Origin of the sequence: Streptomyces massasporeus, assembly GCF_014648995.1 — a bacterium.
Classification (GTDB): Bacteria; Actinomycetota; Actinomycetes; order Streptomycetales; family Streptomycetaceae; genus Streptomyces; species Streptomyces massasporeus.
On the sequence record NZ_BMSE01000026.1, the window covers coordinates 35,128 to 49,034 of the forward strand.

General features: G+C 73.4%; 15 protein-coding genes. 7 read left to right on the forward strand and 8 right to left on the reverse strand.

Annotated elements, in window-relative coordinates; genetic code table 11:
• The first annotated feature begins 4 nt into the window (after positions 1–4).
• The 3 genes from IE153_RS36795 to IE153_RS36805 all read left to right on the forward strand — a co-directional run bounded on the left by IE153_RS36795 (position 5) and on the right by IE153_RS36805 (position 2,541).
• Positions 5–1,201, forward strand: coding sequence for an aminotransferase class V-fold PLP-dependent enzyme (locus IE153_RS36795; protein WP_189594040.1), 1,197 nt, complete (start codon positions 5–7; stop codon positions 1,199–1,201).
• 114 nt (positions 1,202–1,315) lie between these two features.
• The gene (locus IE153_RS36800; RefSeq protein WP_189594041.1) at positions 1,316–2,080 is read left to right on the forward strand and encodes a class I SAM-dependent methyltransferase; all 765 of its coding nucleotides are present in this window, start codon (positions 1,316–1,318) and stop codon (positions 2,078–2,080) included.
• A gap of 161 nt (positions 2,081–2,241) precedes the next feature.
• Positions 2,242–2,541, forward strand: a complete 300-nt coding sequence (locus tag IE153_RS36805) for a hypothetical protein (RefSeq protein WP_031110250.1) — start codon at positions 2,242–2,244, stop codon at positions 2,539–2,541.
• Positions 2,542–2,572: 31 nt separating this feature from the next.
• Here the strand turns inward: IE153_RS36805 and IE153_RS36810 are convergent, their stop codons facing one another.
• From IE153_RS36810 to IE153_RS36835, 6 genes are all read right to left on the reverse strand, one after another.
• Entirely contained in the window at positions 2,573–3,226 is a 654-nt protein-coding gene (locus tag IE153_RS36810) for an ABC transporter ATP-binding protein (RefSeq protein WP_189594042.1), read from the reverse strand.
• On the reverse strand, positions 3,219–4,142 hold the full coding sequence (locus tag IE153_RS36815; RefSeq protein WP_189594093.1) for an ABC transporter ATP-binding protein: 924 nt from the start codon (positions 4,140–4,142) through the stop codon (positions 3,219–3,221). The genes IE153_RS36810 and IE153_RS36815 overlap by 8 nt, the downstream gene beginning before the upstream one ends.
• 62 nt (positions 4,143–4,204) lie before the next feature.
• Positions 4,205–5,104 carry an ABC transporter permease gene (locus tag IE153_RS36820; protein WP_189594043.1) on the reverse strand — a complete coding sequence of 300 codons (900 nt, stop codon included), beginning with the start codon at positions 5,102–5,104 and terminating at the stop codon, positions 4,205–4,207.
• Positions 5,094–6,062, reverse strand: a complete 969-nt coding sequence (locus IE153_RS36825; protein ID WP_189594044.1) for an ABC transporter permease — start codon at positions 6,060–6,062, stop codon at positions 5,094–5,096. The genes IE153_RS36820 and IE153_RS36825 overlap by 11 nt, the downstream gene beginning before the upstream one ends.
• A gap of 20 nt (positions 6,063–6,082) precedes the next feature.
• Positions 6,083–7,669, reverse strand: a complete 1,587-nt coding sequence (locus IE153_RS36830; protein WP_189594045.1) for an ABC transporter substrate-binding protein — start codon at positions 7,667–7,669, stop codon at positions 6,083–6,085.
• Positions 7,670–7,793: 124 nt separating this feature from the next.
• The gene (locus tag IE153_RS36835; RefSeq protein WP_189594046.1) at positions 7,794–8,234 is read right to left on the reverse strand and encodes a DUF6299 family protein; all 441 of its coding nucleotides are present in this window, start codon (positions 8,232–8,234) and stop codon (positions 7,794–7,796) included.
• A gap of 245 nt (positions 8,235–8,479) precedes the next feature.
• Between IE153_RS36835 and IE153_RS36840 the strand changes: the two genes are divergently transcribed.
• The gene (locus IE153_RS36840; protein WP_031112146.1) at positions 8,480–8,674 is read left to right on the forward strand and encodes a DUF5999 family protein; all 195 of its coding nucleotides are present in this window, start codon (positions 8,480–8,482) and stop codon (positions 8,672–8,674) included.
• A 37-nt stretch (positions 8,675–8,711) separates the two neighbouring features.
• On the opposite strand, the gene IE153_RS36845 is transcribed toward IE153_RS36840, so the two are convergent.
• On the reverse strand, positions 8,712–9,110 hold the full coding sequence (locus tag IE153_RS36845) for a RidA family protein (RefSeq protein WP_189594047.1): 399 nt from the start codon (positions 9,108–9,110) through the stop codon (positions 8,712–8,714).
• Positions 9,107–10,390, reverse strand: a complete 1,284-nt coding sequence (locus tag IE153_RS36850) for an acyl-CoA dehydrogenase family protein (protein ID WP_189594048.1) — start codon at positions 10,388–10,390, stop codon at positions 9,107–9,109. The genes IE153_RS36845 and IE153_RS36850 overlap by 4 nt, the downstream gene beginning before the upstream one ends.
• Positions 10,391–10,517: 127 nt before the next feature.
• On the opposite strand from IE153_RS36850, the gene IE153_RS36855 reads away from it, so the two are divergent.
• The 3 genes from IE153_RS36855 (at position 10,518) to IE153_RS36865 (ending at position 13,901) form a co-directional block, all read left to right on the forward strand.
• Positions 10,518–12,128 (forward strand): AMP-binding protein, encoded by a 1,611-nt coding sequence (locus IE153_RS36855; RefSeq protein ID WP_189594049.1) that lies wholly within the window; start codon positions 10,518–10,520, stop codon positions 12,126–12,128.
• Between the two features lie 15 nt (positions 12,129–12,143).
• Positions 12,144–12,956, forward strand: coding sequence for a PaaX family transcriptional regulator (locus tag IE153_RS36860; RefSeq protein WP_189594050.1), 813 nt, complete (start codon positions 12,144–12,146; stop codon positions 12,954–12,956).
• Positions 12,957–13,130: 174 nt separating this feature from the next.
• Positions 13,131–13,901 (forward strand): ribonuclease BN, encoded by a 771-nt coding sequence (locus IE153_RS36865; RefSeq protein WP_189594051.1) that lies wholly within the window; start codon positions 13,131–13,133, stop codon positions 13,899–13,901.
• Positions 13,902–13,907: the final 6 nt, after the last annotated feature.

Genomic DNA, 13,907 nt, shown 5'->3' on the forward strand with positions numbered 1-13,907 from the left:
CGGCATGACCGCGCCGATCACCCGCGAGGATCTGCGCCCGTGGCAGCGGGCGCTGCGCGAAGAGTTCCCCATCGTCACCGGGCACCCCGAGCTGGCCTATCTGGACAGTGCGGCCACGGCGCAGAAGCCGCGGGCCGTGCTGGACACGGTGCAGAGGTATCTGACCACGTCCAACGCCAACGCCGCGCGCGGCACCTACACCTGGGCCAACCGGACGACGGAGCTGGTGGAGCGCACCCGCGAGCGCGTCGCCCGGTTCCTCGGGGACTCCCGGCCGGAGCGCTCCGCCGTCCACTTCACGAGCGGCACCACCGAGGGGCTGCGGACCGTCGCCCGCGACTGGCTGCCGGGATTCCTGCGCGACGGCGACGAGATCGTCGTGCCGGACGCCGACCACCAGGCCAACATCGTGCCCTGGCTGGAGGCCAGGGAGTCGCTCGCGCGCGAGGGCGTGCACGTCCGGGTGGTGCCGATGCCGTACCAGAGCGGCTCCGGGGACTACGACCACCGGGCGCTGGCCGAACGGGCGGGCCCGCGCACGCGGTTCGTGGCCACCACCCATGTGCACCACGTGTACGGCGGCGACATGAACGTGCGGCGCATCCGCGAGGCCGTCGGCCCCGACGCGGTCATCTGCCTGGACGCCGCGCAGAGCGTGGGGCATCTGCCGCTGTCCGTGGCCGAGTTGGACGTGGACTTCGTTGTGTTCTCCGGGCACAAGGCGCTGGCCCTGCCCGGTTCCGGGGCGGTGTGGGCCCGGCAGGCACGCGGGCCCGTCTTCATGCCCGGCGGCTGGAGCGGCACCCCGAACACCGTGGGCATCGCCTCGCTCGAAGCGGCCCTGGACTGGCTGGACGCGGCCGGTGTCGACCGGATCGAGCGCTGGACGGCCGATCTGGCGGCCCGGCTCACCGAGGGGCTGCGCCGGCTGGACGCCTACGAGGTCCTCGGCTGCCCGCTCAGTCTGGCCGCCGACTCGGACGTACAGCGGCGGCAGGGCATCGTGACCCTGCGGCACCGTGCCATCGACTCGGGCGACCTGGGATTCATCCTGTTCAGCCACGGTTTCATGGTCCGTTCCGACCATCACTGCCAGGGCGACGCGGGCGAGAAGACCGGTTCGGTGCGGGTGAGTCTGCATGTGTACAACACGGGTGAGGAGATCGACCGGCTGTTGTCCGTTCTCGCCTCACTCCAGTGACATCACCCGGCCAGGTGCCGAGCGATGGGCCCGTTAGGCGTAATGGGAACCGTTTCCACCTGTAGGCTCGGGCCGGCAGGAGTCAGGTGCGAGACGGCGAGGTGGCGCGACCGGATGGGGCTGAGTCTGGCGACGGCGGAGCGATGGGTGGAGCGCTGGGAGCTCCAGCAACAGCGGTACGCCGTCGACCGCGAGGAGCGGTTCACGGTGATCGCCGACGTCGTCGAGCACGTCACGGCGGGGCGCGCGGCCCCGCCCCTCGTCGTGGACCTGGGCTGCGGTCCCGGCTCCCTCGCGGCCCGGCTGGTCCGGCGGCTGCCGGAGGCCGAGGTCGTGGCCGTGGACCGGGACCCCGTCCTGCTGGAACTGGGCCGCACCCACCACCCGGACGCGGCCCGCTACGTCGACGCCGAGATCGGCGCGCCCGGCTGGACGTGGGCGCTGGACCTGGACCGGCCCCTGGACGCGGCGGTCTCCACGACGGCCCTGCACTACCTCGACCGCGACACCCTGCTCGCCACCTACCGGCAGCTCGCCACGCTGATGCGCCCCGGGGGCGTCCTCGTCAACGGCGACCACCTCCCCCAGGGCGAGACGGGCCCGGCCGGGATCGCGGCCCACGTCGGGCGGTGCCGGGCCGACCGGCAGCGCGTGTTCGCCCACGAGGACTGGGGCTCCTGGTGGGCCGCCGTCGGCGAGGACCCGGAGCTGGCCGACCTCCTCGCGGAGCGCCGACGGCGTGAGGCCCTCCTCGGCACCGGCCGCCCCGCCGAACTCCCCCTCTGCGCCCATCTGGAGCTGCTCCGGCAGGCGGGCTTCGACACGGCCGGACCGGTGTGGCAGTACGGCGACAGCTGCGTGGTCGTGGCGGTGCGCTGAGCCGCGTCCGCACCGTCCCGCGCGTCACCCGGGCGGCCTGCGCCGGATGGCGGGCAGGGGCTGACATTCCGACCATGCATGCAGATGTCGCCTTATGGTGATGTCGACGGCCGCCCCCGGCGGAAGCGCCCCGAGCGGCACCCCCCACGCGAGGAGCACCCATGACCACCGCCGAGCACACCACCCACGAGAACCACGCGCACGCCCACGGCGACGACTGCGGCCACCTCGCCTTCACCCACGGCGACCACACCGACTACGCCCACGACGGCCACATCCACCGGATGCACGACGGCCACGCCGACGAGTGCGCGGACGGCCGCCACACGGTGCACCGGAACCACGACCACGAGCACGGCGACGACTGCGGCCACCTGGCCGTACGGCACGGTGACCACACGGACTACGTGCACGACGGCCACCGCCACGCCGCCCACGAGGGTCACTGGGACGACCACTGACGCAGCTCGTGCCGGACGCCGTCCGGCCTGCTCAGGCCAGGACGTCCCAGTGGACGGTGCGGTCGCACCAGCGCTCCAGCAGGGTGCGGTCGTGGCCGACGGCCAGCAGGGCGGCTCCGGTCGAGGCCCGGTAGCTCTCGACGGCCGCGACCAGGGCGGCCGCGGTGGAGGCGTCGAGCATCGCGGTCATCTCGTCGCACACCAGCAGGCGTGGGCGCAGCACCAGAGCCCGGGCGAGGCAGGCGCGTTGCAGCTGGCCGTCGCTGACCTCGTGCGGCCGCCTGGTGAGCAGGTCGGGGGTGAGGCCGACGATGGGGGCCAACTCGGCTGTCCGGTCGTCGGCTTCCCTGCCGCGGCCGGTGGCCCGCAGGGGCTCGGCGATCAGGTCGGTGAGCGGCAGCCGGGGGTCCGCGGAGAGCCTGGCCTGCTGGAAGACGACCCCGAAGGCGGTGCGCAGGGCGCGTGGGGCGCGGTGCCGCCAGTGCCGTACGGGCTCGCCGTCGAGGAGCAGGGTGCCGGAGTCGGGGCGGTGCAGCAGGGCCGCGACCCGCGCGAGGGTGGACTTGCCGCAGCCGCTCGGACCGAGCAGGCCGACGGACTCGCCCGCGGCGACGGTGAGGGAGACGTCCCGGACCACCGGCGCGTTCCTGGTGTATCCGGCGGTGATGGAGCGCAGTTCAAGCACGGACGTCCTCCGGCACGTGCGGGTGGTGGCAGGCGACCTGGCCGGCGGGCGGCGGGGCGGCGCAGGTGCCGGTGGCCCGGTCGCAGCGGGCGGCGAAGGCGCAGCCGGCCGGGAGGTCGCCCAGTTCGGGCGGCATGCCCGGGACGGGTGTGAAGGCGCGGTCGGGCAGGGCTTGGAGCAGGGCGCGGCTGTAGGGGTGGCGGGGGCCGGGCGCACCGAAGAAGGCTTTGGCATCGGCGAGTTCGACGATCCGCCCCGCGTACATGACCGCGACCCGGTCGGCGATGCGCTCGGCGGCCGCCAGGTCGTGGGTGATCATCAGCAGGGCCCGTCCGCCGCCGTGGTCGCCCGGGTCGTCGACGTGCCGCCGCAGTTCGTCGACCGTGCGGTCGACGAGGTCGCGGTCGAGCCCGGTGGTCGGTTCGTCGGCGAGCAGCAGGGGCGCGTCGCCGACCAGGGCGAGGGCGGTGGCGGCTCGCTGGGCGAGGCCGCCGGACAGCTGGTGGGGGTGGCGGTCGAGGTGGTCGGCGGGGAACGCGGTCCGTTCGGCGGCGGCCTCGGCGGCGGCACGCAGGGCGGCGCGGCCCCGGGTCGCGGTCAACGCGGCGACCGTCTCCTCCAGTTGGGAGCGGACGGTGCGGACCGGGGTGAGGTGGGCGGCCGGGCTCTGCGGTACGAGGCCGATGAGCCGTCCTCGTACGGTGCGGGCGAGGGTCCGCTCGCCGGCCGTGAGCAGATCCAGGTCGCCGAGCAGGGCCGAGCCGGCGGTCCGGGCGTTGCCGGGGAGCAGTCCGAGCAGGGCGGAGGCCAGCACGGACTTGCCGCAGCCGCTCTCCCCGATCAGGGTCAGGCACTCGCCGGGCGCCACGTCGAAGCGTGCGTCGGTGACGGCGGCGACGCGGCGCCCGCCGGGCATCAGGAACCGCACGGACAGGCCGCGCACGGACAGCACGGGGGTCGTGGACCGCGTACCGGCGCTCACAGCATCAGCTCCGATCGGTGACGTGGGTTGATCCGCTCCCGCCAGGCGCCGGCGAGTCCGGCGATGGCGAGGGTGGGGACGATGAGGAAGAGGCCGGGAAAGAGGGTGGGCCACCACTGGCCGGCGAGGAGGGAGCCGCGGGCGCCCTGGATCAGGGTGCCGAGGCTCGCCGTGTGGGTGGGCAGCCCGAGGCCGAGGAAGGACAGGGCCGACTCGTGCCACATGGCGTGCGGCACCATCAGCACGGCGGCGAGCGCGGCCTGGGGCAGGACGGCGGGCAGCAGGTGCCGTACGGCCACTCGCCACCGGGACGCCCCGCCGGAGACGGCCGCGTCGATGTACGGCCGCGACCGCAGCGACAGCACCTCGGCGCGCACGATCCGGGCCGTCGACAGCCAGTGGGTCAGCGCGACCGAGATCACCACCGGCCACACCCCGGGGCGGAACATGGCGACGATGAAGATGCCGAGCAGCAGGTGCGGCACGGACGAGAACGTGTCGACCACCCGCATCAGGGCCCGGTCGGCCCAGCCGCCCAGCGCACCGGCCGCGGCGCCCACGGCCGTGCCGACCACGGTCGCGGTCAGCGCCGCCGCCACTCCGACGAGCAGCGAGACGCGCAGGCCGTAGACGCAGCGCAGCAGCAGGTCGCGGCCGACGTCGTCGGTGCCGAACGGGTGCGCCCAGGAGGGTGGTTGCAGCTTGGCGGCGAGGTCGACGGCCTGCTGGTCGAGCTGGACCAGCGGCGGCACGAGCAGCACGGCGAGGACGGTCGCGGCCACGAGCGCGGCGGAGGTGCGCACGCGCAGGGCGCGGGTGGAGCGGCGCTTCGGGCCGTGCGCGCGCCACTCGGGCTCGGCCGGGGCGCCGGCGGGCACCGGTGCGTCACATGTCACTGAGCTTCACCCTCGGGTCGAACAGTCCGTAGAGCAGGTCGGCGAGCAGGTTCCCGGCGAGCACCGCGGCGGTGGCCAGCGTCGTCAGGGCGGCGAGCAGCGGGAAGTCGACGGCGGTGGCCGCCTCGACGGTGGCGGCGGCGATGCCCGGCCAGCTGAAGACGCTCTCCACCAGCAGGGCCCCGGTGATGAGTTCGGGGACGCGGGAGCCGATGAGCGTGAGCACCGGCAGCAGCCCGGAGCGCAGGGCGTGGCCGAGCAGGACGGTGCGTTCGCTCAGCCCCCGGGCCCGCGCGCCGCGCACGGGGTCCTCCGCCAGCGCGTCGCCGACGCCCTGGCGGACGTACAGGGTGAACCACGGCAGTTGGGACACGGCGAGGACACCGGCGGGCAGGACGAGGTGGCTCGTGACCTGGCCGGGCGTGACCTGGGCGCTGCCGGTGTCGGTCAGGCCGCCCGCCGGCAGGACGTCCCACTGGAGGGCGAACAGCCAGATGGCGAGCAGCGCGATCCAGAAGACCGGTGCCGCCTCCAGGGTGTAGGCGAGGGAGGTGACGGTCCGGTCGACGAGCGAGCCGGGGCGGCGGGCGGCGAGCACGCCGAGCAGGGTGCCCGCCAGGACGGCGGCGGCGAAGGCGACGGCGCACAGGAGCGCGGACCACACGAGCCGTTCGCCGATGACCTGGGCGACCGGCTGCCGCATGACGCCGGAGTGGCCGAGGTCGCCGGTGAGCGCGGAGGTCAGCCAGTGCCACCAGCGGGCGGCGAAGGGCTGGTCCACGCCGAGGTTCTCGCGCAGCCGGTCCAGGGTCTGCTGGTCGGCGCCGAGCGCGGCGGTGCCGGCGTAGGCCTTGACGGGGTCGAACGGGGAGGCGGCGGCGATGGCGAACACGCCGAAGGTGACGACGAGCAGCACGGGGACGGCGAACAGGGCCCGCCGTCCCGCCAGTCGTGCCATCGCTCCCCAGGGGAGTCGGGTCACTTCTTCGGCTGCCAGTCCTCGATGTTCCACCAGGGGCCGCTGGCGAAGCCGTGTTCGTGCGGCTCGAGTTGGGTGTTCAGGCCGTCCCAGCGGTCGGCCAGCACGTAGAGGTGGTCGATGTGGGTGAGGAAGGTGTAGCCGGGGTCCTGCACCAGAGCGCGCTGCAGTGTGTCGTAGGCGGATGTGCGCTCGGCCGGGTCCTGGCTGCGGCGGCCCTTGTCCAGGGCCCGGTCCACGGCCGGGTTGTCGTAGCGGGCCATGTTGTTGAAGCCGTCGCCGGCGAGGGAGGAGTGCAGCAGGGTGTAGAGGCCGAAGTCGGGGTCGCCGGTGCTGCCGAAGCCCGCGAGGACGGCGGTGTCCTTCATGCGCGGCTCGATGACCTCCCAGGTGGCGCTCTCCGCCTTCACGTCGATGCCGGCCTTCTTGGCGTCGGAGGCGTACGCGAGGGCGTGGTCCTGGCGGACCTTGTCACCGGAGGGGTAGAGCAGGCCGAAGGACGCCCGCTGTCCGTCCCGGCTGCGGATGCCGTCCTTGCCGGGCTTCCAGCCGGCCTCGTCCAGGATCTTCCCGGCCTTGCCGAGGTCCCGGGCGCGCTCGATGTCCTTGCTGAAGGCGGGGTCGTCGACGGGCAGCGGCCCGTAGGCGGGGCGGCCCGCGCCGTCGAGGATCTTGGCGGTCATGGCCTCGCGGTCCACGGCCGCGTCGAGGGCCCGCCGGATCGCGCGGTCGCCGGTGACCTTGTTCGCGGTGGGGAGCGTGACGGCCCGGAAGTCGTAGGAGCGGGCCTCGTAGGTGCGTGTGGCGTCGTCGCCCTTGAACGTGGCGGCGAGGTTGGGCGGGAGGACCGCGCCGTCGAGGTCGCCGGAGCGCAGGCGGGTGGCGCGTACGTCGTCGTCGGCGATGACCGCCATGGTGAAGGTCTTCACCGCGGGCTTGCCGCCCCAGTAGCGGGGGTTGGCCTCGAAGGAGAGCTTCTCTCCCTTGCTCCAGCCGATGAGGACGTACGGACCGGTGCCGACCGGCTCGGTGTTGAAGGAGCCGGTGTTGGGGTCCTGCTTCCCCGCGATGTGCTCGGGGACGATGGGCAGGACCGTGCGGGCGGCGAAGGGCGCGTAGGGGTACTTCAGGGTGAAGACGACCTTGTCGTCGCCGCTCGCCTTGACCTCCTTCACCGCGTCCAGCTCGCTCTTGAAGGTGTTGTTGGTCTTCGGGTCGAGGGCGGTCCGGTACGTGTAGACGACGTCGGCTGATGTCAGCGGTTCGCCGTCGCTGAACTCGACCCCGTCGCGCAGGGTGTAGGTGTAGGTGCGGCCGCCGTCGGTGATCTTCGGCAGTCCGGATGCCAGCGCGGGCTTCAGCTTCAGGTCGGCGTCGCGGGCGAGGAGCCCGTCGAAGATCTTGGAGTTGCCGTCCTTGCCGTAGCCGAGGAGGGGGCTGAGGGTGTCCGGCTCGGAGGCCACCCCGAGGACGACGGAGTCTCCGGCCTTGCCGTCGCCCGAGCCGCCGCTGGGGGCCGAGCAGGCGGTGACCGCCGCGGCCAGCGCCGCCATGACGGCGGCCCCTCGTATCCGACGGGTCGACATGTGACCTCACACTCTTGTTGCTCTAGTCAGGTTGTTGCAAAGTAATCGCAATAGACAGGGCAATTAAACAGGATCGGCGGACGGCCCGAACCCGGGTCGCCCGCCGTTTCCTTCAGCCTGGTGCTCAGGCCCGGGTCAGGGTGACGTCCTGTCCCTGGACCGCGTGGAAGCTGGGCAGCGGCAAGCCGCTGAAGGTGCGCAGCTCCATCACGGTGGCCTCGACGTGAGCCGTCCCGGCAACCAGCGCGCCGGGGGTGACCTGGCCGGTGTTCACCCAGCGGTGCTTCGCGCCGTCGCACACGGCCCGGGTGCCACCGATGCCGTGACGGGTCGCGGAGACGCCCTGGCTGATGGAGGAGCTGACGAAGACCGGGCCGCTGGAGCTGGCGCAGCGGTAGGTGCCGGACAGGGTGATGGTGCCGTCGGTGGTGATCCGGCCGACGGCGTCGACCGTCACGGAGCCGGTCGGGGCGAGGGCGGACGCGGTGGCGGGCGCCGCGCCGGCGCCGGTGAGCAGGAGCAGCGCGGCACCGGCCGCCGCGCCGAGAAGGGGGCGTACACGCATGGGGGAAACCTCCCGAAAGGAGTGGAATTGCGACTTCCACTCGTACCGGCCCTCCGGGCCGGCTCCCGTGATCCTCACCCCTTCGGTGGCGAGTCCGCGTCGGCCGTCGTGGAACCGTCCTGGGAATGTCCTGGGCGTGTCACGCTTCCCGCCGGGCCGTTCCGATGAGTTCGGTACGGGAGGATGGTCTGTCTGTACGAGTCGTCCGAACCCTTCGGGCGGCCCTACCGACGTGGAGGTGCGCCATGTGTGCCCACCAGCCCCAGTGCCCCGCGACCGACTCCCCCGCCGCGCACGTCGTGGCGGCCCGCCCCGAGCAGGGCTGGAGCCTGCTGTGCGACGGGACGGTGGTCTTCGACGACACCGGCGAACTGCTGCCGGACGGGCGCGTGGTGCAGCCGCGCCGGGTGACCGCCGGAGGGCTGGCCGTCGCGGCGTGACCCGAGGACTCCGCTTCACAGCGGCACGACAACGCCGCTACGGCAGGACCGCGAAGCCGTCCAGTTCCACCATCGCCTCCGCGTCCCACAGCCGGACGACCTCGACGACCGCCATGGCGGGATAGTCGCGACCGGCCAACTCGCGCCAGATGCGGCCCAGTTCGGGTGCGTGCGTACGGTACGCCTCGACATCCGTGGCATAGACGGTGACGCGGGCCAGGTCAAAGGGCGTGCCACCGGCCGCCGCGAGGGCGGTCAGCAGATTGGTGAGGGCCCGCTCGAACTGCTCGGGCAGGGTACGGCCGACCACCTTGCCGTCGGCGTCCAGGGCGGTCTGCCCCGCGAGGAACACCACCCGCGACCCGGACGCCACGACGGCGTGGGAGAAGCCGGTCGGCGGGGACAGCTCGGACGGGTTGACGCGCTCGGTGCTCACCGGGCCTCCTGACGGGCGTACAACTCCTTGGCGATGATGCCGCGCTGCACCTCGCTGGCCCCCTCGTAGATGCGCGGGGCGCGCACCTCGCGATAGAGGTGTTCGAGCAGATGGCCGCGTTGCAGCGCCCGGGCGCCGTGCAGCTGGACGGCCGTGTCGACGACGTACTGCGCGGTCTCGGTGGCGAGCAGTTTCGCCATGGCGGAGCGCCGGGGCACGTCCGGGTCGTCCGCGTCGTACGCCGCCGCGTGCACCATCAGCCGGGCCGCCTCGGTGCGCAGGGCCATCTCGGCGACTTGGTGCGAGACGGCTTGCAGGTCCCGCAGCTTGCCCCCGAAGGCGTCGCGCCCGGCGGTGTAGGCGAGGGTGGCGTCGAGGGCCGCCTGCGCCATGCCGACGGCGAACGCGCCGACGCTGGGCCGGAACAGGTTGAGCGTCCCCATGGCGACCCGGAAGCCTCGGTCCGCCTCGCCGAGCACGTCGTCGGCCGTCACCGGCACGGCGTCGAAGTCGAGGGCGCCGATGGGGTGCGGCGAGAGCATGTCGAGTCCGCGGCCGGTCAGGCCCGGCCGGTCGGCGGGCACGAGGAAGGCGGTGACGCCACGCGCCCCGGCACCCGGGGTGGTGCGGGCGAAGACGGTGTAGAAGTCGGCCTCGGGGGCGTTGGAGATCCAGCACTTCTCCCCGGTGAGCCGCCAGCGGGCGGGCCCGTCGGGGGCGGCGGCGAGCACCGGCGCGTCCGAGGACCGGCCGACCTGCGCGGCGCCTGACGACCGGCCGACCTGCGCGGCGTCCGAAGACCCGCCGACCTGCGCGGCGCCTGAAGACCCGCCGACCTGCGCGGCGTCCGAAGACCGGCCGGCCTGCGACGCGTCCGCCTCCGCCCGGAGCTCCAGTGCCGCCGCGTCCGATCCCGCCCCGGGCTCGCTCAGCGCGAAGGCCGCGATCGCCGTACCGGCGGTGACCCGGGGGATCCAGCGGGCGCGTTGCGCCTCGGTTCCGTACGCGTGCACCGGATGGGCGCCGAGGCCCTGGAGGGCCAGGGCCGTCTCCGCTTCCGTGCAGGCGTAGGCCAGGGACTCGCGCATCAGGCACAGGTCGAGCGCGCCCGAGGTGAACAGGCGGCCGAGCAGGCCGAGGCGGCCGAGCTCGGCGACCAGGGCGCGGTTCACATGCCCCGGTTCACCCTTGTCGGCCAGCGGGTGGAGCCGTTCCGCCGCCAGGGTGCGCAGTTCCGCGCACCAGGCGAGTTGTGCGGGTTCGAGTGAGAATGCGGTCATCGCCGGTCCCTTCTCCGCCACCCTGCGTTCCGGCTGGGCCACTCCGAGGCTATCGCGGACCGTTGACTGTCGTCACCAACACGATACGCTCCAGGTGCGAGCCCACCACGCCAAGGGGGCGAACCGTATGACCGCACGGCGCACGGCCCACGTCGACACCTTCGCCCGGGACCATCTGCCACCCCCGGACCAATGGCCCGAGCTCCGCTTCGATCTGCCGGAGCTGCACTACCCCGAACGGCTCAACTGCGCCGCCGAACTGCTGACCGGCCCGCCCGACGACCGCCCGGCCTTCCTCACCGCCACCGACGAGCCGTGGACGTACGGCGATCTGCGGGCCCGCGTGGACCGCGTCGCCCATGTGCTCACCGGCGAGCTCGGTGTCGTCCCGGGCAACCGGGTGCTGCTGCGCGGCCCCACCACCCCCTGGCTCGCGGCGTGCTGGCTGGCGGTGCTGAAGGCGGGGGCGGTGGCGGTCACGGTGCTCGCCCAGCAGCGCCCGCACGAGCTGAGCACGATGTGCGCGATCGCGCGGGTGGAGCACGCCCTGTGCGACATCCGGGCCGTCGACGACCTCGCCAAGGCCGAGATCCCGGGCCTGCGGATCACGACCTACGGCGGTGACGCCCCCGACGACCTGCTCAACCGCCCGGCGCCCACGACCCCGTACGAGGCGGTCGCGACAGCGGCCGACGACGTGGCACTGATCGCCTTCACCTCCGGCACCACCGGCCGCCCGAAGGGCTGCATGCACCTGCACCGGGACGTGCTGGCGATCGCCGACACGTTCTCCCGTCACGTCCTGAAGCCGGGCCCGGACGACGTGTTCACCGGCAGTCCCCCGCTGGGCTTCACCTTCGGTCTCGGCGGGCTCGTGGTCTTCCCGCTGCGGGCGGGTGCGAGTGCGCTGCTGCTCGAACAGGCCGGGCCCCGGCAGCTGCTGCCCGCCATCGCCCGGCACCGGGTCTCCGTGCTGTTCACCGCTCCGACGGCCTACCGCGCGATGCTCGACGAGCTCGACGGGCACGACGTCTCCTCCCTGCGCCGCTGCGTCTCGGCCGGCGAGAACCTCCCTGCGGCCACCTGGCGGGCCTGGCACGAGCGCACGGGCCTGCGCGTCATCAACGGCATCGGCGCCACCGAGCTGCTGCACATCTTCATCTCCGCGGCGGACGAGCGGATCCGGCCCGGAACCACGGGCGTTCCGGTGCCGGGCTGGCAGGCGCGCGTGCAGGACGCGGACGGCGAGCCCGTACCCGACGGTCAGCCGGGCCTGCTCGCCGTGCGGGGGCCGGTCGGCTGCCGGTACCTGGCCGACCCGCGGCAGCGGGACTACGTGCGCGGCGGCTGGAACGTCACCGGCGACACCTACGTCCGCGACCCCGACGGCTACTTCCGCTACGTCGCCCGCGCCGACGACATGATCATCTCGGCCGGGTACAACATCGCCGGACCCGAGGTGGAGGACGCGCTGCTGCGGCACCCGGACGTGGTGGAGGCGGCGGTCGTGGGGCGGCCCGACGAGGCCCGCGGGCAGGTCGTGCTGGCCTTCGCCGTCCTCAAGGAAGGCGCGCGACGAGACGCCGAGGCGCTGCGCGCCTTCGTGAAGAGCGAGCTGGCGCCGTACAAGTGCCCGCGCGAGATCGTCTTCCTGGACGCACTGCCCCGCACGGCCACCGGCAAGCTCCAGCGGTTCAGACTGCGTGCCCCGGGGGTACCGGAAGGCGACCGGGAATGATCCGTACGACCTAAGATGATCAACGTGTCCGACCACCATGCACCACGGTCTCTCATCGTCACGCTCTACGGCGCGTACGGCCGCTTCGTGCCGGGCCCCGTGCCGGTAGCCGAACTGATCCGGCTGCTGGCCGCGGCCGGCGTGGACGCCCCGTCCGTACGCTCCTCGGTGTCACGGCTCAAGAGACGCGGCCTGCTCGTGCCGGCCCGCACCGCACAGGGCGCGGCCGGTTACGAACTGTCCCCGGACGCCCGTCAGTTGCTCGACGACGGCGACCGGCGCATCTACGCCTCCGCTCCGCCCGAGGACGAGGGCTGGGTGCTCGCGGTGTTCTCCGTGCCGGAGTCGGAGCGGCAGAAGCGGCACGTGCTGCGCTCCCGGCTGGCCGGGCTCGGTTTCGGCACGGCCGCTCCGGGCGTGTGGATCGCGCCCGCACGGCTGTACGAGGAGACCCGGCACACGCTCCAGCGGCTGCGGCTCGACGCGTACGTCGACTTCTTCCGCGGTGACCACCTCGGCTTCGCCCCGACCGCGGAGGCCGTCGCCCGGTGGTGGGATCTGGCGGCCATCGCCAAGGAGCACGAGGAGTTCCTCGACCGCCACGCGCGTGTGCTGCGCGACTGGGAGAAGCGCGAGGAGACCCCGCCGGAGGAGGCCTACCGGGACTACCTCCTCGCCCTGGACTCCTGGCGCCACCTGCCCTACACCGACCCGGGCCTGCCGTCCGAGCTGCTTCCCGCGGACTGGCCGGGGGTCCGCTCCTCGGCGGTGTTCCGGGGGCTGCACGAGCGGCTACGGGACGCGGGGGCGGCGTTCGTGGGGCTCTGACCCACCCGGACGCCGCCCGGTTTGCGGCGTTTGCTCCGCCGTGGAACGGTCAACGATGTCCGCGACTGGACGGAGCGTGCACCGGGAGGCGGACCGAGGGATGACCGTCACCACACCAGCGAGGACGACAGGCGCCCGCGTGGACCGGCTCCCGTGAGGGGGTGGGGGCGATCGGTGCACGGCGGGTGGCACCGGGCCGGTGCGCACACCCTCGTCCGGCAGGGCCGCGACCTGGAGTTGCTGCACCGGGCCACGGGGTTCGCCACGCTCGCCCTGGTCACCCTGGCGCCGCTGCTCATCGTGGTCGCCGCCGCCGACCCCCTGGAACGGGGCGGATTCGCCCTGTGGCTCGCCGACGGCATGGGGCTGTCCGGGCGGTCCGCGCGGGTGCTCACGGACATCATCAGCCCGCCGCGCAAGGTCATCGGCACCACGAGCGTGCTCGGCGGGGTCGCCCTCGCGGTCTTCGGTGTGGCGTTCGGCGGGAGCGTGCAGAACGGCTACGAGCGGATCTGGGGCCTGCCCTCGGGTCCGTGGCACCGCGTCTGGCGGCAGGCGGTGTGGATGATCGCGATGACCGCGTACCTGTACCAGGAGGTGCAGACGCACAGCATCGTCTCGGGGCCGCAGCGGATCGCGCTGAGCTCGGCGTCCGGTGTGCTGTTCTTCTGGTGGGGGCAGCGCTTCCTGCTGGGCGGACAGGTCCGCTGGAGCGATCTGCTCCCCGGGGCACTGGCCACCATGGCCGGCCTGGTCGGCCTGCGCATGTTCTCCTACTTCGTCTTCACCCCGCTCATCGTCACCAACGCCATCAGCTACGGAGCGATGGGCGTCGTCCTCGTCGTGGAGTCCTGGCTCATCGGCGTGGGCTACGTCGTCTACGGCGGCGCGCTCGTCGGCCGCTGGGTGCTGGAGCATCACGGTCCCCGGGACCACGCCGAGTAGATCCGA